Here is a 25549-nt window from a genome sequence, read left to right as displayed (position 1 = left end):
ATCTATGCCACGAGTTAGATCCGGTCTCGCCCGCACCGCCGCGGTGCTGGCTGGTGGTCTCGCCATGGTCGTCCTGGCGGCCTCTCCGGCGATGGCCGACACCTCCCAGTCCTCCGCCTCGGCGCTTCAGATCAGCCTGTTCGGTGGTGGCCTCGCCAGCTCCGGCACGGCGTCGGCCACCAACGACGGCACCACCGAGTCGATCTCCGGTAACCAGAATCCCCCGCTGGCCGTGCTCGGCGGGCAGACCGTCATCACTGCGGGCGTGCTGGGCCAGAACGTCCGGGCGTTCAACGACGGCACGTCGGCGGCCTGCGCCGGTGTGCTCGGCACCGGCGGCTCGATCACCATCGGTCCCGGCGGGTCGTGCCTCGTCACGCCGGGTGCCGGGGTGACGCTGACCCTCGGCACCAGCGGCCTCGCCTCGATCTCACTCGTCGCCGACGCCATCTACTCGTCGTGCCAGGCCACCAGCAGCCCCTCTGCGACGGGCACCGCGAGTCTGGTCAACGCCCGGATCGTCTCGACGATCCTGGGCGTCGACACGACCCTGCTCGCCCTGCCGGTCAACCCGGCGCCGAACACCGGCCTGAGCATCCCGGGTCTGATCGACCTGACCCTCAATGGCCAGACCACCTCCGGCGTGGGTCAGCTCACCGTCACGGCGCTGAACCTGACGGCGCTCGGCGGCGCGTTGGCGGGAGTGACCATCGGCACGTCGAGCTGCGGGGCCAACGCGGTCGCGCCCCCCATTCCGGTGATCCCGCTCGCCGGGGCGCCGCTCGCGCTCGGTCTCGGCGCGCTCGTGGCCGGCACCACCGGCGGGTTCTCGCTCTACCGGCGTCGCCGCGCGGCTGCCAGGAGCTGACCCGACATGTGTGCGAGCAGCTCGACACCGCGAGAGGTCCTGATCCTCGCCGGCACCAGGCCGGAAGGAGTGAAGACCGCGCCTCTGATCCGCCGTCTCCTCGATGATCCGAGGTTCACGGTACGGGTGGCGGACACCGGTCAACAGCCGGGACGCGTCGCCGAGGCACTCGCCCCGTTCGGTCTCCGCCCGGAGGTGAGCCTGCGCCCGCAACGGCGTAGCGGCTCGCTCGCCGAACTGGCGGCGGCACTGATCACGGGCATCGACGAGTTGCTCACACACCACCGTCCAGCGGCGGTCGTGGTGCAAGGGGACACCACGACCGCCCTGGCCGGCGGGACGGCCGCGTTCTGGCGGCACGTCCCGGTCATCCACCTGGAGGCCGGACTGCGGACCAACGACCTGGACCGGCCGTTCCCGGAGGAGGCCAACCGGGCCATGCTCGCCCGGATCGCCGCGCTGCACCTGGCGCCGACCCAGGCGGCCCGGGCGAACCTCATCGGTGAGGGCATCAGCTCCAGCGCGATCGTGGTGACCGGCAACACCGTCGTGGACGCCCTTCACGACCTGGTCGCGCGCGGCATGGCCCAGGCGCCGGACTGGGTCGACCCGGCCCGCAAGCTGGTGGTGGCCACAGTGCACCGACGGGAGAACTGGGGCCACGGGGTGGCTGCCACTGTCGACGGGCTCCGTCGCCTGGCGCGAGCGTGCCCCGACACCCAGATCGTGATGGTCACCCACCCGAACCCGCAACTCAGCGCGGAGGTCACCACGGGCCTCGCGGGCGTCGCCAACGCCCGGGTCACGCCACCGCTGCCCTATCCACAGATGGTCGGGCTGCTGCGGGCGGCCGACCTGGTCGTCACCGACTCGGGCGGGCTCCAGGAGGAGGCCGCCACCCTGGGGGTGCCGTTGTTGGTCACCAGGGACACCACGGAACGTCCGGAGGCCCTGACGCCGGGCCGCGGCGAGCTGGTGGGCACCGATCCCGAACTGCTCCTGTCGGCCGGGCTCCGCCACCTTGCCAGCGGGCGGACCGCCGTCGTGGGTTCGCCGTTCGGCGACGGGCGGGCGAGTGACCGCTCGGTCGTTGCCCTGGCAGGGCTGCTGAACGTACCGGCCCGTCGGGTGGTGCAGCGTCGCCGCACCGCCGCCGCCATCGGCTGACGTCCGCCAATCTGGACAATCATCCAAATTTCCGGACAAATCTCCTTTACCCACTGATAATTGGCACATCGATCGGCAGCGCTCCGATCCGTCGGTCCAAACAGTTCAGTGATCAGAGGAGTTTCCAGGTGCAGGCGAAGTTGAACGGGCAGCGTTCCGCGACGCTGCAGGGCAGATACTCCGCCCAGCACAACGCCTTCGGCGTCCTTCGCCTGGCGATGGCGTGTGGCGTGATCGTCGCGCACGCCGGGCCGCTCGGCTTCGGCCAGCACAACCTCGGCGCGGGCACCTTCGGCCGACAGAGCGACCTCGGCACCCTCTGCCTGTACGGATTCTTCCTGATCTCGGGATTCCTCATCACCGACAGCGCGCTGCGCTCCACGCTGCGCCAGTACGTCCGCGCCCGCCTGCTGCGGGTCTTCCCCGGGCTGTGGGCCTGCCTGCTGGTCACCGCGTTCGTCTTCGCGCCGCTGGTCGCGCTGCACGAGAACGGCAACCTCGACGGGTTCTGGGGGCACCCTGAGGGGCCCATCGACTACGTCACGACGAACGTCCTCGCCTCGATGGAACAGTTCCCCATCTCCGGGTTGCTGGCCGACACCCCGTACGGCCAGATCGTCGGCGGGCCGAGCGCGTTCGACGGTTCACTGTGGACCCTCCGATACGACCTGGCGTTCTATGGGATCGTCGGCATCCTCGTGGTGACCTCGGTGCTGCACCGGGCACCTCGCGCGGTGCTCGTCCTCACCGCCGTCTGTTACGCCCTGGTCCTGCGGGACTTCTTCACGGCGCCGACCTGGAGCTCCCGCCCGCCGCAACACGGCGCGATCGGACCGTTCCCGCTGCTCGGCGCTTTCGCCGCCGACTGGATGCTGATGCTCGGCTTCCTGTTCCTGCTCGGCGCCGCCGCCCGCCTGTACGCGCACCGGATTCCGGTGACCAGAGAGCTGGGAGTGCTGGCCGGCGTCGCCTTGGTCGGCTCGCTGTGGCTGGGCGGGTTCTTCGCTGTGGGTGTGCCGGCGTTCGCCTACCTGGTGCTCTTCGCCGCCGTCGCGCTGCCGAAGCGGCTGTCCGGTATCAGCCGCCGGCACGACTACACGTACGGCATCTACATCTACGGCTTCCCGGTGCAGCAGATGATCGCCCTGCTCGGCGGGGCCCGATTCGGGATGCTCGGCTACATCGTGCTGAGCCTGCTCGGTGCCCTCCTGTGCGCCGTGCTCTCCTGGCACCTGGTGGAACGGCCCGCCCTCGGGTTCAAGACCGGCAGCGGACGCGCACGGCACCGACGCGCGGGCCGCACCGCCAGCCCTCGCCCCGTACTGATACCCAGCCCGGTGACCGTGGCGGGAGCCGAGGCGCGCACCGGCACCACCGGCACCGGCCGGCACAAGGCCGGTGGCCGGCACAGCTGGTCGACGAAGAGCACCCCGGCCACGGCAGCCACGCCGCGCCGCGCCAAGCGGCCCACCGAGACGGCGGCGTCGTTCCTGGCGGTGCCCGAACGGACCAGGAAGGACCTTCCGTTCGACCCGGTGAAGACGCCCACCTCGCACTCCCGCTCGGGTCGGTCACACCGTGCGCCGACCACCTCGACGACACCACCCCGCTGATCGCGATGGGGCCGGAGCCAGCCTGGCTCCGGCCCCATCACCGTCCCCAGGGGCGGCCGGCCGACTCAGGCCGAGAAGTTGCGGAACAGCAGGGACGCCAGGGCGAGCGCCAACGCCAGGTTGAACACCGTGGCACTGGCGAACACCGCCACCGGTCGCCAACCCGCCTCCCGCAGCGACGCGACCCGGACCTCCAGGCCGATGCTGACGAAGGCCAGGATCAGGAACCACACGCGCAGGTCGTTGACGACGGCGATGGTGGCCTTGCCGTCCGCGCCAGCCGCGTCGAGGTACCAGGTGGCGATGATCGAGGCCGCCATGAAGCCGAGGACGAACTTCGGAAACCGCGTCCACAGCTCACCAAGGCCCGGTCGGGCCGCGCCCGGCCGTCTTTCCACCCGCAGGGTGAAGTACGCGGTGAGCGCGACCGCCACCACACCCATCAGGGCGTTCTGGGTGACCTTGACGATGCTGGCGATCTGGAGCGCCTCCTCACCGGCGAGCGCTCCCGCCGCGGTGACCGCTGCTGTGGTGTCGATGTTGCCACCGATCCAGGCGCCGGCCACCGCGTCGGAGAGCCCGAACACGTCGGCCAACCAGGGCAGGATGAAGATGGACGGCAACGCGAAGACGATGACCAGACTCGCCGTGTAGGCCAACTGCTCGCGGCGCGCCCGCACGGCGCCTGCGGCGGCGATCGCCGCGCTGACCCCGCAGATCGACACCGCCGACGCGAGCAGCGCGCGCAGCTTGTCGTCGAGGCCGAACCTGCCGGCCAACCACCAGGTGAACAGGAACACCCCGCTGATCAGCAGAATCGCCTGGGCGATCGCCGGGCCGGCGGCGCTGGCGATGACGGCCAGGTTGATCGACGCCCCCAGCAGCACCAGACCGGTCTTGATGAAGAACTCGGTCCGGAACGCGGCGGCGATCCGGTCCCGCCACCCGAGCAGCGTGACGGCGACGTTGCCGAGCAGGCCGAGCAGGATCGCGTAGACCGGGTACTCGATCGCCGCGCCGACGTCCTCGACGGCGCTGCCCTCGGCCCAGGCCGGGACGTTCTGCTCCAGGTAGCGGGTGAGCGCGGCGAGACCGACCACGATCAGCAGGCCGAGCGCCGTCCAGGCCCAGAAAGCCCCGTCGCGCGCCACACTGGTCGGCTCGACGGGATCGGCGGTGGTCGACGACGTGTCGCGCTCGACCACCTTGTCGGTGGGCGGTTCGTCGGCGGCGATGGCGTCGGCGGTGGCGGGCTCGGTGCCCGTGCGGGTCGCGTCGGCGGTCATCAGGGCACCAGCCCGGCGGGGATGGCACCCAGCAGGACCAGGGCGAGCAGGGCCAGGCCGAGGATGGTCGCCGCCCAATCCTCGTTGAACGCGAGCCGGGACGCGCCGGCCGTCGGCGGGGTGGGCGGTGGCTGGTCCGATGTCATGGCGTACCTCCATGGTGGCGAACCGATCCGGCCGTGCCGGATCGGTCAGAAGCGCGGTGACGAGCGTGCGGAGCCGCGCCGGGTCACGAGTCGACGCGTGAGCCGGCGGTGCGGCCGGAAGAGGGGTGCGGTGCTGCGGTGCTCAGTCGGTGCCCGGTGCGCCCGGACAGAGCTCGCTGGCGGTTCGCATCAGGTCGACGACCCGACGCGAGGTGAGGAGCGGACCAACCGGCATTCACGTATTTTCCTACCGACTCGATAGGAATTCAAGACCGTCGACGCGGAATCTCTCAGCCGACGCCCCCGCCATTGAACGACGGGGCCGGAGCCATTGCCGGCTCCGGCCCCGTCGGTACGCCCGATCCCCGCTACGGGGTCGGATACCGGGTCAGGTAGACCGGAGCGCCGACCTTGGTCATGTCGGCAGCGTCCCCGACGCCGTTGACCACATGGTCGATCGTGCCGGCGCTGAGGTTGACGGTCATGATGTGGTGCAGTCGCACCCCGGGCCGGTTCGGGACCTCGAAGCCGTTCTCGGTGTGGATCGACGGGTTGTTCTGGTTGAACACGTACACCCCGCCGCCGTACAGGGTGTGGTGACGCACCCGGTCACCAACCTTGTACCCGGCCCAGCCCTCGACCGGGCCGTTCATCCAGTCGGCCTGTGTCGGCGGGTCGTACGGTAGCTCGTTCTGGTAGAGGATCGTGGTGCCGTGCTCGCCGTTCCAGACCGTGTTGTAGCGCTGGAAGTGCTCGACGAACAGGCCTGTCGCGGTCACGTGGTCGCCGTTGATGACGGCCCCGTAGCGACCGGTGTTTGTGCGCCAGCGGTCGGTGTCACCGTTGACGCCCTCGGTGAAGCCCTCGACGCCGTGATCACCGCGCCACACCCAGGTGTGGTCGATGAGCACGTTGTCGCTGTTGACCTCCAGGGCGGTGTTCGTCCGGCCGATGTGTGGGCCGCCGACCCGGAAGTACACGTCGGAGAGCGTGGTCGGGTTGTGCGGGCTGCTCGCGTCGTGGCCGTGCTGGCGGCCAACCCGCAGCAGGACCGGCGACTCGACGAGGCCGGCGTCGATGGTGACACCGGCGACGATCACCCCGGGCACACCAGCCACGTCCAGCGGGATCGCGCCGTTCACGGCGGTGAGGGTGGCGTGCCCGATCCCGAGCACCACCGTGTTCGGACGCCGGACCTCGATGCTGCGCGCGATGTCGTACGTGCCGGGCGTGAGCAGCAGGTGCTTGCCGCGCGCGAGCTGGCTGTTGATGACCCGCACCGGGTCGGACGGCTTGGCGATGAAGAAGTCGTCGATCCCGATGGTGCGCCCCGGCGTGATGCCGTCGGCCCAGGAGACGCCCCTGCTTTCGCGCTGCGCGGCGGGCACCCGCACCTGGTAGCGACCCTTGCCGTCGATGAAGAGGTAGGGCTTCTCCCGGCTGATCGGGGTGGTCTCCAGTGTGGTGTACGGCGGGTCGGGGAACGTGGCGTCGTCCGGCGCGCCCTCGACGCCCGCGAACACCTGGTTCCACACCGCGTTGGACCAGCTACCGACCTCGCTGTTGCGGGTCAGCCACTGCTGCTGCGAACCGTTCGTCGTGGCCGGCAGCCGGGAGTCGGCGATGAACCCGCCGCTGGCGTACTGCGGGCCGGCGGTGCAGTAGTCCATCAGCGACAGACCGCCGCCGCCGATGTTCAGTCGGCGCATCGACACCGCCTGGGAGACCGCCCAGAAGTTCGCCGACGACCGGCAGTCGTCCTGGCCGGCCGCGTTGATGGTGAGCGAGAGGTTGGACAGGGTGCGCCAGAAGTTGACCAGCGCGAGGCAGTTGCCGGTGCCGCCGTCGGCGAGGCAGCGGTTGTAGACCTCCAGCTTGCCGTTGATGGTGACGTCGGTGGGCGAGGCGCCCAGGCCGGACACCTCGGTGTAGTAGCCGACCTTTGCCTGCAACGGCTGCGCGGTCGTGCCGTACCTGCCCGGCTTGAACAGGTAGGCGTGCCGCTCGGTGCCCATCTCGTTGTCGACCTGCCGGGCGTGCGCGGCGTCGAGGGTCTGCTGGATCTCGCCGACCGGCATGGACGGGTCGAAGATCGTCACGTTCGGGCCGAAGTCGGGTGCGCCGTGCGTCGGGCGGCCGGCGCTGGCGGCGGTGCTGGTCACCGCGACGGCGGTGATCACCAGCACAGCAAGAAGGAGGGTACGACCGGAGGTCCGGCGAACCCGTCGGGACGGGGCTGTCATGTGGTTCGTCCTCTCCGCTGGCCGGGCGTGATTCCGGCGCAGCTGGGGGCGGTGAGAGCGCTCTCTGGCCCCTCCGGCCGAGGATCCGGTCGGGACACAGGGGTTGACATGTTTCTACCCGTTGGATCGACCGCACGCCATCAGCCGTGCACCGCGAATGTCGAATCTGGACGGGGGCCGTCCTCGCGGTACGCCGATGGTACGGAGAAGGAACGCCGCGCTGGTCTGCTCGACTCATGCGGATACGGAGGACATCCAGACCGGTCGGGCCCCGAGGGCGGGCGGTCGTCGCGGTCATCGCCGTCGTCGCCGTCGCACTGCCACTTGTCGCGTCGTCGATGGCCGGAGCCTGGCCCGGCGCGGCCCCGACCGGACCGGCGGCGGCCGGCACACCCTCGTTCGACCCGGCGCCCGCCGGCCCCGTCACCGCCGAGGAACGACAGGTTCTGAGCCGCGCCGAGTCACTGCTCACCCGCGACTGCATGACCCGCGCCGGTTTCGAGATGTGGCTGGGCACGTCGCCACCGGCAGACGGGCTGCTCTCCTTCCCGTACGTCGTCGACGACATCGCGTGGGCGCGGAAACACGGTTTCGGCTCGGACCTGGTGGAGGCGGTCGACGCCCGTCGGCACGCCGACCCCAACCAGCGCTACGTCAGCGGCCTGTCCCCCGAGCGCCGGGAGGCTTACCTGGCCGCACTCAACGGCGCCCGCCCGCAGGGACTGGAGGCGCGGCTCCCCTCCGGCGGGGTGATGCGGCGCAGCGCCGAGGGATGCACGTCCGAGGCGCAGCGCCGGCTCTACGGCGACCTGGCCGAGTGGTACCGCTCCAGCAAGGTGGTCGCCGACCTGACGTACCTGCGGCAGCGCCGGGTCCTCGCCGATCCCGCGTGGACGGCAGCGCTGCGGCCGTGGGCGCGGTGCCTGCGACAGCAGGGATTCACCGTGGACACCCCCGAGCAGCTGCGGCAGAGCGTCGGCACCCGTGGGCGGGCGGACGAGATCGCCGCGGCGGTCGCCGAGGCGCGGTGCGCCCGGGACGGCCTCGCCGCGACGACCCGGGCCCTGGACGTCCGCCTCGGCGACGAGCTGACGGCGGCGTACCACCAGGACGTGGCGGCGAAGAAGCGGCTGGAGCGCGGGGCGGTCCCCCGGGCCCGGGCCGTGGTCGCCGCCGAGCACTGACGAACGCCGAGGCGACGGTCGCCCGGCGAGAAGGAGGATGAAATGAGACGTATCCACCTGGTCCTAGCGGGGGGCGCGATGCTCGCCACGCTGCTGGCCGGCGCACCGGCGGCCGCATCCCCCGCGCAACCGGGCGCGGTCGGGTCGGCCAGCCAGGCCGCGCCGACCGATCGCGACGGCCGGGCCGAGCGGGTCGACCTGCCCCGGAGAACCCCGCTCGACGGCGCACGGGCCGCGGCAGCGGGCGACGGCTACTTCTACGCCTACGAGCACGCCTGGTGGGGTGGCCGATGGTGCGCCTGGGCGGGCAACGCGAACAACTGGGTCAACCCGGGCGGCGCCGCCACCACCGGCCAGTGGGACTGCGGCGGCGACTACAGCTTCGACAACATCGCCACGTCGGTCTGGAACAACGGGATCGCGCACGAGTACGACTCGGTACGGATGCGCACCGGGACGTTCCTCACCGGTGGCAGCATGTGCCTGTCGCGCGGCGACTACTGGGCCGACTTCACCCTCGGCTACCAGGCGTTCAGCGACGGCACCCCCGCCGACAACCAGATCAGCTCGCACCACTGGTGGGTCACCTGCGTATGACGGCCAGCCGGGGGGGGGCATCCAGCCCCCCCCCGGCACCACCACGCTCAGCAGGAAACATCCCCGCCGAGCAGCGCACGGTGCAGATCACGGAGCTCCCGCCCCGGCTCGATGGCGAGCTGTGCCGACAGCTCCGCCCGCCAGTCCCGGTAGACACCCAGGCCGTCGGCGGTCCGCCCACTGTGGTGCAGGGCCAGCATCAGCTGCCCACGCAACCGCTCCCGGAACGGATGCCGCCGGACCAACGCGATCAGCTCGCCGACCACGTGCGGGTGGTGGCCCAGGTCCAGTCGCACGGCCATCCGCTGCTCGATCGCGGCGAGCCGCGCCTCCTCCAGTTGCGGCGCCTCCGAATCGGTCAGCTCGTCGGTGCCGTCGGCCAACGCCGGCCCGCGCCACCAGCCGAGAGCCGTGCTCAACGCGGCTGACGCCTCCGCCGGCCGGCCCGCGTGGCGCAGCACAGCGGCCCGCCGCACCTCGTCGAGGAACCGGTCGAGGTCCAGCTCACCCGCCTCCAGCCGGACCGCGTAACCGTCGCGCCAGGAACGGATGCGATCGGCGCCGAGCGCCCCGCGCAGCTCGGAGACCCGCTTGCGCAGTTGGGTACGCACGGTCGCCGGCGGCCGCTCGGCCCAGAGCAGGCGTACCAGCCGATCCACCGACACCATCCGGCCGCGCGCCAGCAGCAGCGCGGCCAGCACCGAGCGCTGCTGTGGACCGGCCAGCCGCACCGGCCGACCGGCCCGAACGGCCTCGATCGGCCCCAGAATGCGGAACTCCATCTGCGTCACCTGCTCCTCCTCGTCGCCGATGGAACTGTCGCAGCGGGCGTCGCCGAAGCACTGTCATCGCGCTGTCACGAGGCCCGTACCGGGGCGGTCACAGTGGGTCGCGACCGACCGGCCTTGTCGGACAGTCGTGTTACCGTCGCTCTCGGTCGGCGCGTGAGATGTGTGGTCGGCCCGATGCTGGGGGCTTTCGTGGAGTGGGATTTCGCCGTGCTCGGCACGCTGCGCGTCTCCCGCCACGACCGCACGATCCCCGTCCCGGCCAACCGCCAGCGGGCGTTGCTGGCCACGCTGCTGCTCAACCGGGGCGAGACGGTGAGTGTGGCCGCGCTCGTCGACCGGGTCTGGGGCACCGGTGCGCCCGCCCATGCGCGGGCCGCACTGCACTCGCTGGTGCGGCGGCTGCGCAGCACCCTGACCATCGAGGGGCCCCCGGGTGGGCTGATCGCGACGCGCGCCAGTGGTTACCTCCTCGATCTGCCCCCGGCCGGCCTCGACCTCTCCCGCTTCGACGCGCTCGTGGCGGCCGGCCGCAACGCCGAGCCGCAACGCCGAGCCGACCTGCTCCGGGAGGCCCTGGCGCTGTGGCGCGGCGACCCGTTGGGCGACGTCGACTCCGAGGTGCTGCACCGGGAGGACGTTCCGGCGCTGACCGAGCGGTGGGCGAGCGCCAGTGAGGTCTACTTCGACACCGAGCTGACCCTCGGCCGGCACACCGAGGTCGTCGCCGAGCTGCGGCAGGCGACCCGCCGCAGCCCGCTGCGCGAAGGGCTGTGGGCGCAGCTGATGCTCGCGCTGTATCGCGACGGGCGCCAGGCCGAGGCCCTCGACGCCTTTCATCGGCTCGCCACGATCCTCGCCGAGGAGCTGGGCGTCGACCCGGGGCCGGCGGTGCGGGAGCTGCGCGACCGCGTGCTGCGCGCCGACTCCGCGCTGAGCTGGCGACCACCTTCTGCGGCGGCCACGGCCACCCCCGCGGCGCCACCGATGTCGTTGCTTCCGGCCGACATCGGCGTGCTGCACGGTCGAGTCGCGACAGTCGAGGCCATCCGGCGCTCCATCGTCACCGCCGCCACTGAGGGACGCCTGCCCCTGGTGTCGGTGTCGGGTGCTCCCGGCATCGGAAAGACCGCCCTCGCCGTCCACCTGGGTCACCAACTCGCCGACGAGTTCCCCGACGGCCAGTGGTACGTGCGGCTGCGCGGCCAACACAAGAATCAGGCTCGCCCCTTCGACCTCCTGTCCGAGCTGCTCACCTACTCGGGCGTGCCTCCAGCGGCCCAACCTGCCACCGCCGACGCCCGGGCCGCCGCGTTACGGGCGGCGCTCGCCGGTCGCCGCGTCCTCATCGTCCTGGACGACGCCGCCTCGGCGGAGCAGGTCGAGCCGCTGCTGCCGGGCGCCGGCGGTTGCGCGGTGATCGTGACCAGCCGCAGCACGCTCGGCGCGCTGGTGGCGCTGCACGGTGGGCGGGCCGTCGGTCTGGACCCGCTCAGCCCGGACGCCGCGGCCGACCTGCTCATCGCTGTGTTCCAGGATCACGGGTTCACTGTGGCGCCGGATGTCGTCCAGGACCTTGCCGCGCTCTGCGGAAACCTTCCGCTGGCGTTGCGGATCGTGGCGGCAAACCTGACCACTACCGGCCCGGACGACGCCCGTGCGTACGTGCGGCGACTTCGGGACGGAGACCGACTCGGTGGCCTCTCCGTGCCCGGCGACCCCCGAGTGGCGCTGCGCGCCGCGATCACACCGTCCTATCAACGGCTCGGCGGCGCCGAGCGGCGGGCGCTGCGACTGCTCGGTTCGACCCCCACCGACTGTTTCACCACCGAGGACCTCGCGGCGCTGGCGGACGTCGACTGGTCCACGGCGGACGCCATGCTGCGCACCCTGACCAGCAGCCACCTGGTCCGCCCCGCCCGGGACGGCCGGTTCGTGACCCACGACCTCATCCGCCTGTACGCGGCGGAGCAGTCCCAGCACGAGGACACCGCCGACCAGCGCGCCGAAGCCCTGGGGCGGCTGTTCCACGGGTACCTGGCCATCGCCGACGCGCTGGCACGGCGCAACTACCCCCGGATGGCGTTCCTCCCCCGACCCGCCGACTCGGTCCGGCGCACGGCGGTGGCCGCGCAACCCGAGACGCCGAGCTGGTTCCACGCCGAGTACGCCAATCTGCTCAGCGCGATCCGGCACGTGGCGCAGCACGGCCCACGTGAGATCTCCTGGCACCTCGCCGACCGGATGCGCGGCTACCTCCAGGAGACCGGGGCGCACGGCGAATGGCGCGAGGTCGTCGAGCTGGGCCTGGCTCAGGCCCAACGTGAGGGCGACGACCCGGGGGTGGCCGCGATGCAGTCGAGCCTGGCGACACTGAGCGCCAGTCGGGCCGACTACGCCGACGCGCGGCGGCGGTTCCAGACGGCTCTGACCATCCAACTGCGTCTGGGCAACGGTGCCGGTCAGGCATCCATTCTCAACAACCTCGGCATCGTGCACCGGGAGGAGGGCCAACTGACCGAGGCGGGCGAGTGCTACGCGCAGGCGCTGCGGCTCTACCGCGAGGTGGGCAACCGGCACGCCGAGTGGAGCTGCCTGGGCAACCTCGGCGTCGTGCAGTTGGAGCTGGGCCAGGTGCACGACGCGGTCCGGGCCCAGCAGTCGGCGCTGGAGGGTTACACGTCCCTCGGCGTCGCCGAGCAGCCGCTCAACGACATCGCCAACGTTCTGCACAACCTCGCCGTCGGTGTGCGCGCGCTCGGCCGGCCCAGCCTGGCGGTGCTGCACCTCACCCGGGCCGTGGTGCTGCGTCGACAGGTGGGCAACCGCTACGGCGTCGCGACCGATCTCGACCAGCTCGCCGCCGCGTACGTCGACCTCGGGTACCATGCCAAGGCGCAGGGCCTCGCCCAGGAGTGTCTGAGCATCGCCCGCGCGGTCGGTCGACGCCGGGTCGAGGCGGAGGCCCTCTCCACACTCGGCACCGCCACGCTCGGCCTGCACGGCCCGGCACCGGCGCTCGAGTTGCTGCACCAGGCGTTGCGGCTGGGCCGGGAGATCGGTTACCGCCGAGGCGAGGTCAACGCACACCTCGGCCTGGCGGGTGCGTACCGGGCGGCCGGCCGGCCCCAGGAGGCGGCGCGGCACGCCCTGATGGGCGAACAACTCGCCCTCGCGGCCCAGCACCACCTGCTGGCCCGGCAGGCCCGGGCGCTTCTCGGCGACGCCGAGCCCGAGCCGCTGCTGCGGCCGGCCTGCTGAGCGCCAGAGCGTGCGGCGGTCACGCTCCAGGTCAGCTCAGCGCGACTAGGATCATCGCCGTGCAGTTCGGGGTGCTCGGGCCGCTCGCCGTGACCACGGACGCCGGCGAGCCGGTGGTGGTGCCCGGCACCAAGGTGCGGGCGTTGCTGGCCGACCTTTTGGCCAACCGCAACCAGGTGGTCTCGGCGGACCGCCTCATCGACGACCTGTGGGGTGACGACGCCCCCGCCAATCCGGCCGGAGCCCTCCAGGTGCGGGTGTCGCAGCTGCGCAAGGCGCTCAACGACGCCGAGCCCGGTGCCCGCGATCTGGTCGAGTCCCGGCCACCCGGCTACCTGCTGCGGGTCGACGCGGTCGACGTCGACCGCTTCGACGAGCTGGCCCGCTGCGCGGACGTCGAACGGCTGACCGAGGCCCTCGCGTTGTGGCGCGGCGAGGCGTACGCCGACGTGGCCGACGCCGAGTTCGTGCGGGCCGAGGCGACCCGCCTCGCCGAGCAGCGCCTCGTCGTTCAGGAGCGGTTGGCGCAGGCCCGGCTGGCCCGGGGTGAGCATGACCTGGTGGCCGCGGACCTGGCCGAGTTGGTCGCCAGACATCCGCTGCGCGAAGGCCTGCGGGCGGTGCAGTTGCGCGCGTTGTACGCGGCCGGCCGCCAGTCCGAGGCGTTGGAGAGCTACGCCGAGCTGCGGGACCGGCTCGCCGAGGAGCTGGGCCTCGACCCCGGCCCAGAGCTGGTCGCCCTGCACCGCAGGATCCTCGAACAGGACGCCGGCCTGAACGCCACGCCGAAGGCAGCGATCATCCGGAACAACCTGCCGGCCCCGCTCGACGAGTTGATCGGGCGGGACGAGGCGCTGGCCGAGCTGCGGGCGCTGCTGCCCCGGCAGCGGCTCGTCACGCTGGTCGGGCCCGGCGGCGTCGGCAAGACCCGGCTGGCCACCGAGACAGCCCGCGCGACGTCCTACCCGGACGGTGTCCGACTGGTCGAGCTGGCCCCACTCCAGGCCGGTGACGCCCGCGTCGCCGAACAGGTGCTCGGCGCCCTGGGCGCCCACGAGGCCGCCGGTACGACCCAGTCGCCGGCCGACCGGGTGGTCACGGCACTGCGGCACCGGCAGTTGCTGCTCGTGCTGGACAACTGCGAACACGTCGTCGAACCGGTCGCCGAGCTGGTCGCCCGTCTGCTGCGCGACGTGTCCGGGGTGAGCGTGCTGGCCACCAGCAGAGAGCCGCTCGGGCTGACCGGTGAGCTGCTCTGGGAGGTACCCCCACTGCCGGTGCCGGACGACGGTGACCTGGACGCGGTCCGGCGCTCGGCGGCGGCCCGGCTGTTCGTGGCTCGCGCCGCCGCGCAGCAGCGCGGTTTCCGCCTCGACGGGCAGACCGCGACGGCGGTGGCCCAGCTCTGCCGCCGCCTCGACGGTCTGCCGCTGGCGTTGGAGCTGGCCGCGACCCGGGTCCGCGCGCTGGGCGTACGCGGGGTGGTGGACCGGCTCGACGACCGGTTCCGGTTGCTCACCACCACACAGCGGGACGTGCCGCCCCGACAGCGGACGCTGACCGCGGTGATCGGCTGGAGCTGGGACCTCCTGGACGAGTCCGACCAGGTGGTGCTCGCCGACCTGGCGGTGTTCCCGGACGGCTGCACCCCGGAGGCCGCCGAACAGGTCTGCCGAACCGACCTGGACGCCCTGGCCCGGCTGGTGGACCGGTCGCTGGTGGTGCTCGACGACTCCGGCGCGGCCCCCCGCTACCGGCTGCTCGAATCGGTGGCCGCGTTCTGCCTGGAACGCCTCACCGACGCCGACGAGGTACGCGGGCGGCACGCCACCTACTACACCGAGCTGGCCGAACGCGCCGACCCCGGGCTGCGCGGGGCCGACCAACGACGGTGGCTGGCGCTGCTCGACACCGAGCTGGCGAACCTACGGTCGGCGCTGGCGCACGGGGGCGGGCTACGCCTGGCTGTCGCACTGAGCTGGTACTGGTTCCTGCGCGGCCGGCTCACCGAGGCACGGCGGGCGCTGGCCGTGCCCGGCGACCCGGAGCAGGAGGCCCGCGCGGCGCCCTGGCGGGTCGGTTTCGCCCTGTCGCAGGGTGAGGTGATCGCCCCGGACGACGTACGCGCCGCAGTGGCCGCCGACCCGGACAGCCACGCCGCGTGGTTCGCGGCCAACGCGTTGATCGAACACGGCGACCTGGCCCTGGTGTCGGAGCTGCTACCCACCGCCGCCACCGACCCGTGGACGGAGGCCGCGGTGCTGACCTCCCTGGCCCACATCGCCCACGCCAACGGTGACCAGGCCACCCTGGAGCGCACCGCGACCCGCAGCGCCGCGCTGTTCGCCGACCTCGGCGACCGGTGGGGTCGGCTCCGGGCGACCGAGTGGGTGGGTGGGCTGGCCGACATGCGCGGCGAGCACGAGCGCGCCGCCGCGCTGCACCGGGAGGGGCTGCGCTGGGCCGAGGAGTTGGCGCTGTGGCCGCAGGTCTGCGCCGAGCTGTCCTGGCTGGCCTGGCTGGCCGTGCAGACCCGCGACTACGCCCAGGGTCGGGAACTGGCCGAACGCGCCTATGACCTGGCGGTGGAGCAGGGCTCGCCCGGCGCGCTGATCTTCGCGGAGATGAGCCTCGGGCTGGCCGCCCGCCGCGACGGCAAGCTCGACCTGGCCGTCACCCACCTCAGCCACCTCGCCGACCTGGGCCGGGGAGAGAGCCAACCCGCGCTCTACCTGCCGATGGTGCTGGTGGAGCTGGGCTACGCGGTCGAGCAGGGCGGCGATCCGGACGCCGCGTTGGCCCTGCACGTCGAGGCGTTCGAGGTCGCCGAGGCGATGGCGACGATGCGGGACGCGATCAACCCACTGGAGGGGATGGCGGCGGCGGTGCAATCCCCCGAGGTCGCCGCCCGGCTGCTGGGCGCCGCGGCCGCCGCCCGGCTCGCCACGCGGTCCCCCGCCGCGCCGGCCGAACGCGACGACACCGACCGGGTGACGGCACGACTGCGGGCCGAACTCGGGCCGGAACGCTTCGACGCGTTGCTCGCCGAGGGCGCGCGGCTGAGCCCGGGCGAGGCCCGGGCCCAGCTCTGACCGGTGCTCAGGAGGTCACCTTCGGCTGGTACGAGGCGACGATCACGCCGCTCTTGTGCACCCGGGTGTCGATCAGGTCGAACGACGCCTTGACGTCGGTCAGCGCCGCGGTGAGGCTGGGGCCGCCCTCCAGCACCGGGTGGATCCAGAACCGGACCTCGTCCACCAGGCCCGCCCGGATCAGCTGGGCGGTGACCGAGCCGAAGCCGTACTGGATGATGTTCTTGCCCGGCTGGGCCTTGAGCGCGGTGACCGCCTCGACCAGATCGCCCTGGAGCACCTCCGTGTTGTTCCAGGTGGGGTTGGTCAGCGTAGTCGAGGCGACGTACTTCTTGACGTTGTTGAAGTACGCGGCGCCAGTGGTCGGGTCGCTCTCGTCCATGTTCGGCCAGACGGAGGAAAAGCCGTCGTAGGTGGCCCGGCCCATCAGCATCACGTCGGCCGCCTCGGTCTGCGCCCCGGCGAGGCTGGCGGCCTCCTCGTCGAAGTACGGCATGGTCCACATCGGGTTGTCGATGACGCCGTCGAGGGTGATGTAGGTCGAGTTGACGAGCTTGCGCATCGGGATCTCCTGGGTGTTTGTCGTGTTCTCCGGTGACACCCAGAACTCTGCCGGAGCCCGCTTACGATTCGCTTCAGGTGCTCTTACCCGCGTCGTCGACCGGGCCCTGCGCCGGATCGGTCAACGGGATCGGCAGCGCCTGCGGGGTCACAGTGCCGCCGCCGGTCGAGTGGACCGGGGCGGGGCGGTCACCGCCGCGGCTGTGCAGCCGTCCGCGCCCGGCCGGACCGGCCCGCCGGGTCACCTCGACTGTCACCATCCGCACCGGCGGTGGCGGCGCGGTGAAACGCCCGACGCCCCACCGCACCCAGATGGGGATCCGGCCGGCGTCCGCCTCCGCGCGCAGCTTCTGCACCGTACGGGCCCGGTCGGTGTGGTCGACCTCCACCACGACGGGCGGACCGTCCGGACGGGCACACGCCACGTCGAGCACCGAGTGCCGCTGCTCCAGCGGCGGTGGCAACGGCATCACGCTGGGCGCGCGTCGGTAGACCCGCCAGCCCTGGGCCTCGGCCCACCGCACCACCGAGTCGATCACCCGCGCGGTGACCTCGTCGGTGTCCAGGTCGACGAAGGTCACCTGGGCCAGCCAGCGACCCAGGTCCGCGGCCAACCGCTCGTCCTGCGCCGCGACCTCCACCGGCGCAGGATAACGCCTCAGCCGACGACGGTCGTCCTCGCGGCGAGGTGCCGGGTCAGCCAGCCGGTGGTGGCCGTACGGGCCGCCTCGGCGTTGGTCCGCGACAGGAAGTCGTGCCCCTCCCCGGCGAGCACCAGGTGGCCGTGCGGCACCCCCCGGTCGGCGAGGGCCTGGGCGACCTGCGCCGACTCGCCCGCCGGCACGTTGGTGTCGTTGGCGCCGTGGATCAGCAGCACCGGCACGTCCAACCGGTCGATGTGGGTCAGCGGGGAGAGGTCGCGCAGCAGGTCGGCGTCCCGCTGGGGATCGCCGTACTTGCTGACGGCGGCGGCGGCGATCCACGGCTCGGTGCCGGCGAAGAAGGTCCGGAAGTCGGAGATGCCGCACTCGGCGACCCCGGCGGCGAACAGGCCGGGGAAGTTCACCAGCACCGCGAGGACCAGGTAACCGCCGTAGGAGCGCCCCAGAACGCCGAGCTGGCCGGGCCGGGCGACGCCGGAATCGACGAGGAAGTCGGCGCAGGCCGCCACGTCGGCGATCGCGCCGTAGCGGCCGGCGAGGTTGTCGGCGGCGACGAACGAGCGGCCGAACCCGGACGACCCACGGACGTTGGGCGCGAAGACAGCGATGCCCTGCGCCACCAGGGCCTGGAACAGTGGGTTGTAGCCGGGGCGCTCCTGCGCCTCCGGGCCCCCGTGCAGGCTGATCGCCGTCGGCCAGGGGCCCGGCCCGGCCGGGCGGTAGAGCCAGCCGGAGAGCGGTAGCCCGTCGCGGGCACGCAGGTCGACCAGTTGCGGCGCGACACCGGCATCGTCGGTGCGCGGGCCGGTGTCCGGCCGCAGCGGGCGCGGCGCCCCGGTCGACGGGTCGACCAGCCAGACCTCCCGTGGTTGCACCGGCCCCTGCGCGGTGAGGCAGAGCAGGCCACCGTCGGCTGCGAAGACGGCGTCGCCGAGCACCTCGCCGGGTGCGGTGACGGAACGCTGCACACCGCTGGCGAAGTCGAGCAGGCTCAGCTCGCTGCGCCCGCCGTAGGTGTTCCACAGCAACGCGCCGCGCTGCCCGTCCGCGCTGGGCGTGACGTGTTCCAGCTCGGCGTCCGGTCGCCCGGCCAGCCGGGTCGGCGGCTGCTCCGGTCGGGTCAGGTCGACCCGTACCAGCGCGGCGAGTTCGGAGTACGCGTCGGTGCGGGCCAGCACGCTCGTCCCGTCCGGGCCGAACCAACCCTGGTCGGTGCTGCCCCGCCCGGTGTCCGGGAGGAGGCGCCGCCGAACGCCGGTGGCCACGTCGAGCACCTCCAGCCAGCGGGCGTTACGGGGGCCGCGGCGCAGCAGCGCGGTGCCGGCGTCCGCTGTCACGTCCAGGAGGGTGAGCAGGTCGCCCTGGGCGAGCACCCGCCGGTGCCCGGTGGCCGCGTCGACAAGCACTGCCTGCCCGTGCTCGTCGGTCTCGGTGACCGCCAGCACCGCGCCGTGAGGCAGCCAGCCAGCCAGCGCGGCGCTGCGACGGCCGAACCCGGCGACCTGGTGGCGTCGCGTGCCGTCCGGGCGCAGCACCCACAGCTCGGTGCGGGGCGCGCCACCGGGGGCGACGACACAGGCCAACCACTGGCCGTCCGGGGACCAGCTCAGCGCGAGGACCGGCTCGTCGCCGACGGGCAGCGCGACGGGCGCGCCCGCGTCGACCTGGCAGACCCAGACGCCGGGCGTGCCAGCCCGGTCGGAGAGGAACGCCACCCGGCGGCCGTCGGGGGACGGCGCGGGGGCGAAGTCCTCGCTGATCGGCACCGGCGGCGACACCGGCCGGTGGCTGGCGGGTCGGGGCCGCCGGGTGGTGCGGGGCGGCTCAATCCGTACGCTCATCTAAACCCCGATCCGCTGCAACCAGAGCTCCAGCAGCCCGAGCTGCCAGAGCGCGTTGGAGCCCAGCGTGGTCCGCCGGGCGTTCGGCGCGTCCAGCAACTCCTCCAGGTAGTCCTTGCGGAACAGGCCCCGCTCGCGCGCCGGTCGGGCGGTCAGCGCGTCCCGCACGTCGTCGAGCAGTGGGCCGGAGAGGTGCCGGATGGCGGGCACCGGGAAGTAGCCCTTCGGCCGGTCGATCACCTCGTCCGGGACGATGCCCCGGCTCGCCGCCTTCAGCACCCCCTTGCCGCCCTGCGCCAGCTTCATGCCGGGTGGGCAGGCGGCGGCCAGTTCGACCACCTCGTGGTCGAGGAACGGCACCCGTGCCTCCAACCCCCAGGCCATCGTCATGTTGTCGACCCGCTTGACCGGGTCGTCGACAAGCATCACCAGGCTGTCCAGGCGCAGCGCCGCGTCCAGCGCGGTGTCCGCGCCGGGGGCCCCGAAGTGCGCGGCGACGAACTCCAGGCTGGCGTCGTGGTCGAGCATCCACTCGGGCGCCAGGTGCCCGCCGAGCGCGTCGTGGCGACGATCGAAGAACACCCTGGCGTACGCCTCGACGGCGTCCGCGCGGGCCACGTTGGCCATCGGCGGGTACCAGTCGTAGCCGGCGAGGATCTCGTCGGCGCCCTGCCCGGACTGCACCACCGTGATGCGCTGCGAGACCTCCTCGGAGAGCAGGTGGAACGCGACGCAGTCGTGGCTGACCATCGGCTCGCTCATCGCCGCGATGGCCTGGTGCACGGCGGGGACGAACCGCTTCGCGCCGATGCGGATCTGCTGGTGGTCGGTGTCGAAGTGGCGGGCCATCAGGTCGGAGTAGTGGAACTCGTCGCCGCTCTCCCCCGCCGCCGCCTCGAAGCCGATGCTGAAGGTGGCCAGGCCGGTCTGGCCCTGCTCGGCCAGCAGGGCGACGATCAGGCTGGAGTCGAGACCGCCGGAGAGCAGTACGCCTACCGGCACGTCGGCGACCATCCGCCGTCGTACGGCGGTGCGCAACGCCGCCATGAGCCGTTCCTGCCACTCGTCGGCGGACATCGCGGGGACGGCGGCCCGGTTGAACTCCGGCCGCCAGTAGGTGGTGTCGGTGCTCCGGCCGTCCGCGGTGATCACCCGCACGGTAGCCGGCGGCAGCTTGCGGACCCCGGCGAGGATCGTGCGCGGCGGCGGCACCACCGAGTGGAAGCTCATGTAGTGGTGCAGCGCCACCGGGTCGAGGTCGGTGTCCACGTCACCGGCGGCGAGCAACGCCGGCAGGGTCGAGGCGAAACGCACCCGGCCCGGCCCCTCGGCCAGGTAGAGCGGTTTGATGCCGAGCCGGTCGCGGGCCAGCACCAGGGTGTGCGTGGCCAGTTCGACCAGGGCGAACGCGAACATCCCGTAGAACCGCTCGACGCAGGCCGTCCCCCACCGGTGGTACGCCTTGAGGATCACCTCGGTGTCCGAGGTGGACCGGAAGGAGTAGCCGGCGGCGGTCAGCTCGTCGCGCAGCTCCCGGTAGTTGTAGATGCAACCGTTGAAGACCATGGCCAGACCCAGCTCGGTGTCGACCATCGGCTGGGCGCCCGCGTCGGACAGGTCGATGATGCGCAGCCGGCGGTGCACCAGGGCCACCGGCCCCTGCTGCCACCGACCCTCGCCGTCCGGGCCCCGGGAGGCCAGGGCGGGGAGCATCCGCTCGACGGCGGCCAGGTCCGGTGGCGCCCCGTCGAGGCGGAACTCGCCTCCGATACCGCACATGGCACACACCTCTCATCGGCTGGATCCGCTGGGGGCCGCTGACCGGTCCAGGCTTGGCGGACCGGGTTGCGTCCCGATGACGGGTGGGTCAAGGGTGGGTTACACCGACGGTTCGTCGGCTCCACCGAGCAGCCAGGTGTCCTTCGACCCGCCGCCGCGCGACGAGTTGACGATCATGCTGCCGGCCGGTGCCACCCGGGTCAGCGCCACGGGCGCGACCTCGGCGGTGTCGCCGAGGAACACGAACGCCCGCAGGTCGACGTGGCGGGGGGCGAGGGCCGTGCCGTCGAAGACCGGGTGGGTGGTCAACGCGATCATCTCCTGGGCGATCCACCGGTGCGGGGCCGCGAGGATCTGCTCCCGGACGGCGTCCAACTCCTCCGCCTCGGCGCGGGGGCCGATCACCACCCGGTCACCGCCGTACCCGTCGACCGGCTTGAGCACCAGCTCGTCGAGCCGGCCCAGCACCTCGGCCCGCTGCTCGGGCAGTCCACACAGGTACGTCGGCACGTCCCCGAGCAGCGGCTTCTCGCCCAGGTAGTACTCGATCAGCCGGGGCACGTACGCGTAGAGCGCCTTGTCGTCACCGACACCGTTACCCAGCGCGTTGGCCAGTGTGAGCCGCCCGGCGTGCACGGCGGCAAGCAGCGGCCAGCCCAGCGGCACCCCGTCCGCGCCGGGCGCGTGCAGCAGCGCCTCCTCGTCCATCCGCAGGTAGATCACGTCGACCTCGCGGCGGCAGCCCTCGCGGACCAGCCGGACCCGGCCCTCCTCCACCAACAGGTCGCTGGTCTCGGTCAGCGGAACCCCCATCTCGTCGGCGAGCAGCCGATGCTCGAACCACGCCGGATCACCGGGGCCGCCGCTGAGCACCACCACGGCGGGGTCGTCGGCCGCGGCGGGCGCGGCGGCGACCAGCGCTCGGTACAGCATCGCCGGCGTCTCGTCGGCGGGCAGCAGATCCTCCGGCACCGGCAGCTCCGGCAACACCGCCTGGGTCAGCCGACGGTTCTGCACCGCGTAGCCGATCCCGGAGGGCACCCGCAGGTTGTCCTCCAGCACGTACCAGCCGCCGTCCGGGTCCCGGACGAGGTCGGTGCCGGACACCTGGGCGCGGGTGCCCCGCCGGCCCATCAGCGCCCCGGTCGGGCGCAGCCCGGGCGAGGACTCCACCACCCACGCCGGCACCACGCCGTCGGCCACCACGGCCCGGTCGGCGTAGACGTCACGCAGGAACGCGTCGAGGGCGCGGGCGCGTTGCACCAGGCCGGTACGCAGGGTCCGCCAGTCGGCGGCGGGCACCACCCGGGGAACCAGGTCGACCGGGAAGAGCCGGGTGCTCGCCTCGCCGGCCACGCTGAACGTCACGCCCCGGGCCCGCTGCTCCTCGTCCCGGTCGTGTTCGCGTTGACGCAGGACCCCGGCGCCGAGTTGGCGCAGGGCCGCGAGCATCGGGGCGTACGCCGGTTGCGGCCCGGCCGGTCCGAAGACCTCGTCGCCGGCGTCGGCGTACGTGGGCAGCACCGGCGGTGTCGGCGCACCCGGCAGCGGACCGCGGACCCGACCCCGGGTCTCGTCGAGCAGCAGGTCGACCACGTCGGCCAACCGGCCCCGTCGCTCGTACGCCCGCCGCTGCCGGGCGGCGGAGCTGCCGCGTTCCAGCGCGTACCGGGTCAGCTCGCTGACCTGCTCCCAGTCCCCGGTCGCCTCCAACTGTGGGCGCAGGTCGGTCACCAGGCGGCGGACCGCCTGGGCGGCCGGCACCGGTCGGGCCGACCGGGGCAGGTCGAGCAGGTCACCTTCCAACCCGGAGCGGGCGGCCCGCCACACGGCGGCGCGCAGCACCGGTGGTCGTACGGCAGTGCGCTCCACCCCGGCGCGCAGGGCGGCGACCTCCCGTCGGACGAGCGCCCGGAACAGGCCGGTGAGCAGGACGATGGTCTCCACGTCGGCGTTGGCGTCGGTGACCCGCAGCTCCACTGTGGGCACGTGCGCCGACGGCCGGACGTCGAAATAGATCATGGCGGGGTCGGTGATGGTCTCGGAGGAGATCAGCTCGGCGACCAGCGCCTCGTGGTCCGCGGCGCTGGTCACCTCGCCCGGGTCACCGGCGGTGGGCCAGCGCTGCCAGACCAGGGACCGGACACTCGCGTAGCCGCTGTCCTGGCCCATCCAGTACGGCGAACTGGTGGAGAGGGCGAGCAGCACCGGCAGCCACGGCTGGACCCGGCGGGTGACCGCCACCGCCAGGTCCCGGTCGGTGACGCCGACGTGCACCTGCGCGCCGCAGATCAACTGCTCCCGGGCGAGCATCTGATACTCGTCGAGCATCCGCCGGTAGCGGGAGGTGGGGGTGACGCTGGGGTCGCCGTCGGCGCGCAGCGGCACCGTACCGGCCGCCACGATGCCCAGACCGGCCCGGTCGGCGACCTGGACGGCCGCCTGACGCAGCCCTGTCAGCTCCGCACGGATCTCGTCCAGGGTGCGGCAGACCGCGGTGTTGGTCTCCACCACGCTGCGGTGCAGCTCGGCGGTGAACGAGGCCGCCGGCAACCGGTCGAGCAACTCCCCGGCGCGGGGCACCAACTCCCGGGTGTGCAGGTCGACGACGTGGAACTCCTCCTCCACCCCGATCGTGGCCAGGTCCGCCGGGTCGCCGTCGTCCAGCGACAGGACCGGATTCGTACGGGGGGTGGGCACCGTCCGGCCGTTGCCGGACCGGCCCACCGGCTCGTCGTACGTCGGCGCGTTCGTGGTGTTGTCGGCCATGGTCACCCCGGTTCGCGTGTCGGTGGTCTCGACTGTCCGACGAGCGTTCCCAGGGTTGGTACCGGGGGTGTTTCCGGCGCGTTAAGGTGACGCGCCCGTTCTGTCCGCCCTGCTCAGCGGGTGCGGGTCTGCGGCCGGTACTCGATGGTCGCGGCGACCCGGTCGGCGGTGGCGGCGCCGAGTTCCCGTTCCGTGAGCCACAGCCCCAGGTCGAGGCCGGCCGACAGCGCGCCGGCGGTGACCCGGTCACCGTCGTCGACCACCCGCTCGTCGAGGACCGTGACGCCGTGGGCGCGCAACTCGTCGTACGCGTTGCGGTTGGTGGTCGCCCGCCGGCCGGTCAGCAGGCCGGCGGCGGCGAGGAGCAGCGCACCGGTGCACACCGACGCCATCCACCGCGCCGATGGTGCCAATGCGGCCAGCTTCGCCGGCAGCACACCGCGCTGCGCCTGCGCCCAGGCACCCTCCGGGGCCCGGTTCAGCCATCCGCCACCTGGGACGATCACACCGTCGGCCTGACCCAGCACCTCGGGCACCTGGAGTTGGACACCACGCATGCTGGTGACCAGCCCCGATCGTTCGACGGCGACCAACGCCACGTCGAAGCCTGCCATCGACAACACCTCGAACGGCCCGAAGACGTCCAGTTCGTCGAAGCCGTCGAACACCACGATCTCGATCCGCATACGGCCCAGGATCTCCTGCCGCCCGGGCGGCGGCGAGTGGCATCCTTGCCACCATGCGTAAGAAACCCGCCACGCATCGGGTCGCCGTCCTCGCCCTGCCCACTGTCGTCGCCTTCGATCTGACCATCGCGACGCAGGTCTTCGGCCACGAGGGCCACGGCCGGTACGCGATGACGGTGTGCACACTGGACGGTGGTTCGGTCTCCACCACCACCGCTGGTCTGGAGCTGACCGTCGCCGCGACGCTCGACGCGCTCGACGATGCCGACACGGTGATAGTGCCCGGGTTCCGCCGTGGCCCGGCACCGCCGCGTGCTCTCGAGGCGCTGCGGCAGGCACACCGTCGTGGCGCCCGCATCGCGTCGATCTGCACCGGCGCCTTCGCGCTGGCCCAGGCCGGGCTGCTCGACGGCCGCCGCGCGACGACCCACTGGGCGCACGCCGACGCCCTCGCCCATGAGCATCCACTGGTGGTCGTGGACGCGAGTGCGCTGTACGTCGACGAAGGCCAGGTGATCACCAGCGCCGGACTCGCCGCCGGTCTGGACATGTGCCTCTACCTCGTCGGCCGCGACCACGGGCAGGCTGCCGCCATCCAACGGGCCCGCCACATGGTCACACCGCTGCACCGCGCCGGCGGTCAGGCCCAGTTCATCCCGGTCGGCGTTCCGGGTGAGGGCGACGAGTTGGCCGGGGTCATCACGTGGGCGAGCAGCAACCTGCACCTCCCGATCACCGTCGCGGACCTTGCCCGGCAGGGTGTGATGTCCAGCCGTACGCTGCACCGCACGTTCCAGAGCCGGTTCCGGATGAGCCCACGAGCGTGGCTGATCCAGCAACGGCTGCGCGCCGCCTGCACCCTGCTCGAGAACGGCGGGATCACCATCGACGAGGTCGCACGGCGCACCGGCCTGGGCACGGCGACCAACCTCCGTGCGCACTTCCAGCGGGCCTTCGCCACCACCCCCACCGCGTACCGGCGGGCTTTCACGCAGTGACCCTTCGA

General features: G+C 72.6%; 18 protein-coding genes. 8 read left to right on the top strand and 10 right to left on the bottom strand.

Annotated elements, in window-relative coordinates; genetic code table 11:
- Window positions 1-4 precede the first annotated feature (4 nt).
- The 3 genes from OG598_RS08390 (at window position 5) to OG598_RS08380 (ending at window position 3648) form a co-directional block, all read left to right on the top strand.
- Window positions 5-868 (top strand): choice-of-anchor P family protein, encoded by an 864-nt coding sequence (locus OG598_RS08390; RefSeq protein WP_328653871.1) that lies wholly within the window; start codon window positions 5-7, stop codon window positions 866-868.
- A 6-nt stretch (window positions 869-874) separates the two neighbouring features.
- Window positions 875-2035, top strand: a complete 1161-nt coding sequence (gene wecB / locus OG598_RS08385) for a non-hydrolyzing UDP-N-acetylglucosamine 2-epimerase (protein WP_328653870.1) — start codon at window positions 875-877, stop codon at window positions 2033-2035.
- 128 nt (window positions 2036-2163) lie between these two features.
- Entirely contained in the window at window positions 2164-3648 is a 1485-nt protein-coding gene (locus tag OG598_RS08380) for an acyltransferase family protein (protein WP_328653869.1), read from the top strand.
- A gap of 65 nt (window positions 3649-3713) precedes the next feature.
- On the opposite strand, the gene OG598_RS08375 is transcribed toward OG598_RS08380, so the two are convergent.
- The 3 genes from OG598_RS08375 to OG598_RS08365 all read right to left on the bottom strand — a co-directional run bounded on the left by OG598_RS08375 (window position 3714) and on the right by OG598_RS08365 (window position 7323).
- Entirely contained in the window at window positions 3714-4934 is a 1221-nt protein-coding gene (locus OG598_RS08375) for a YeiH family protein (RefSeq protein ID WP_328653868.1), read from the bottom strand.
- Entirely contained in the window at window positions 4934-5080 is a 147-nt protein-coding gene (locus OG598_RS08370; RefSeq protein ID WP_181548476.1) for a hypothetical protein, read from the bottom strand. Before OG598_RS08370 ends, OG598_RS08375 begins: the two co-directional genes overlap by 1 nt.
- 368 nt (window positions 5081-5448) lie before the next feature.
- Window positions 5449-7323, bottom strand: coding sequence for an adenylyl cyclase (locus OG598_RS08365; protein ID WP_328653867.1), 1875 nt, complete (start codon window positions 7321-7323; stop codon window positions 5449-5451).
- Window positions 7324-7559: 236 nt separating this feature from the next.
- Here OG598_RS08365 and OG598_RS08360 point away from each other — a divergent pair, with 236 nt between their 5' ends.
- Window positions 7560-8507, top strand: coding sequence for a hypothetical protein (locus OG598_RS08360; protein ID WP_328653866.1), 948 nt, complete (start codon window positions 7560-7562; stop codon window positions 8505-8507).
- Window positions 8508-8549: 42 nt separating this feature from the next.
- Window positions 8550-9104, top strand: coding sequence for a hypothetical protein (locus OG598_RS08355; protein WP_328653865.1), 555 nt, complete (start codon window positions 8550-8552; stop codon window positions 9102-9104).
- Between the two features lie 47 nt (window positions 9105-9151).
- Here the strand turns inward: OG598_RS08355 and OG598_RS08350 are convergent, their stop codons facing one another.
- The gene (locus OG598_RS08350) at window positions 9152-9886 is read right to left on the bottom strand and encodes an AfsR/SARP family transcriptional regulator (RefSeq protein WP_328655292.1); all 735 of its coding nucleotides are present in this window, start codon (window positions 9884-9886) and stop codon (window positions 9152-9154) included.
- 183 nt (window positions 9887-10069) lie between these two features.
- Here OG598_RS08350 and OG598_RS08345 point away from each other — a divergent pair, with 183 nt between their 5' ends.
- Complete coding sequence (locus OG598_RS08345; RefSeq protein WP_328653864.1) at window positions 10070-13153, top strand: AfsR/SARP family transcriptional regulator; 3084 nt, start codon at window positions 10070-10072, stop codon at window positions 13151-13153.
- Between the two features lie 59 nt (window positions 13154-13212).
- Window positions 13213-16245 (top strand): BTAD domain-containing putative transcriptional regulator, encoded by a 3033-nt coding sequence (locus OG598_RS08340; protein WP_328653863.1) that lies wholly within the window; start codon window positions 13213-13215, stop codon window positions 16243-16245.
- Window positions 16246-16252: 7 nt separating this feature from the next.
- Here OG598_RS08340 and OG598_RS08335 read toward each other — a convergent pair whose 3' ends face one another.
- The 6 genes from OG598_RS08335 to OG598_RS08310 all read right to left on the bottom strand — a co-directional run bounded on the left by OG598_RS08335 (window position 16253) and on the right by OG598_RS08310 (window position 24543).
- Window positions 16253-16807: a dihydrofolate reductase family protein gene (locus tag OG598_RS08335; RefSeq protein ID WP_328653862.1), complete on the bottom strand. Its 555-nt coding sequence runs from the start codon at window positions 16805-16807 to the stop codon at window positions 16253-16255.
- Between the two features lie 73 nt (window positions 16808-16880).
- On the bottom strand, window positions 16881-17447 hold the full coding sequence (locus OG598_RS08330) for a hypothetical protein (protein ID WP_328653861.1): 567 nt from the start codon (window positions 17445-17447) through the stop codon (window positions 16881-16883).
- A 17-nt stretch (window positions 17448-17464) separates the two neighbouring features.
- Complete coding sequence (locus tag OG598_RS08325; protein ID WP_328653860.1) at window positions 17465-19309, bottom strand: S9 family peptidase; 1845 nt, start codon at window positions 19307-19309, stop codon at window positions 17465-17467.
- Window positions 19310-21088 (bottom strand): N-acetylglutaminylglutamine amidotransferase, encoded by a 1779-nt coding sequence (locus OG598_RS08320; protein WP_328653859.1) that lies wholly within the window; start codon window positions 21086-21088, stop codon window positions 19310-19312.
- A 99-nt stretch (window positions 21089-21187) separates the two neighbouring features.
- Entirely contained in the window at window positions 21188-23857 is a 2670-nt protein-coding gene (locus tag OG598_RS08315) for a carboxylate--amine ligase/circularly permuted type 2 ATP-grasp protein (protein WP_328653858.1), read from the bottom strand.
- A gap of 113 nt (window positions 23858-23970) precedes the next feature.
- Entirely contained in the window at window positions 23971-24543 is a 573-nt protein-coding gene (locus OG598_RS08310) for a DJ-1/PfpI family protein (RefSeq protein ID WP_328653857.1), read from the bottom strand.
- A gap of 53 nt (window positions 24544-24596) precedes the next feature.
- On the opposite strand from OG598_RS08310, the gene OG598_RS08305 reads away from it, so the two are divergent.
- On the top strand, window positions 24597-25541 hold the full coding sequence (locus tag OG598_RS08305) for a GlxA family transcriptional regulator (protein WP_328653856.1): 945 nt from the start codon (window positions 24597-24599) through the stop codon (window positions 25539-25541).
- The last annotated feature ends 8 nt before the right edge of the window (window positions 25542-25549 follow it).

Origin of the sequence: Micromonospora sp. NBC_00330 (assembly GCF_036136635.1) — a bacterium.
Classification (GTDB): domain Bacteria; phylum Actinomycetota; class Actinomycetes; order Mycobacteriales; family Micromonosporaceae; genus Micromonospora; species Micromonospora salmantinae.
Note: the sequence above shows the minus strand (reverse complement) of the source record. Positions and strands in the feature narration are given on the sequence as shown.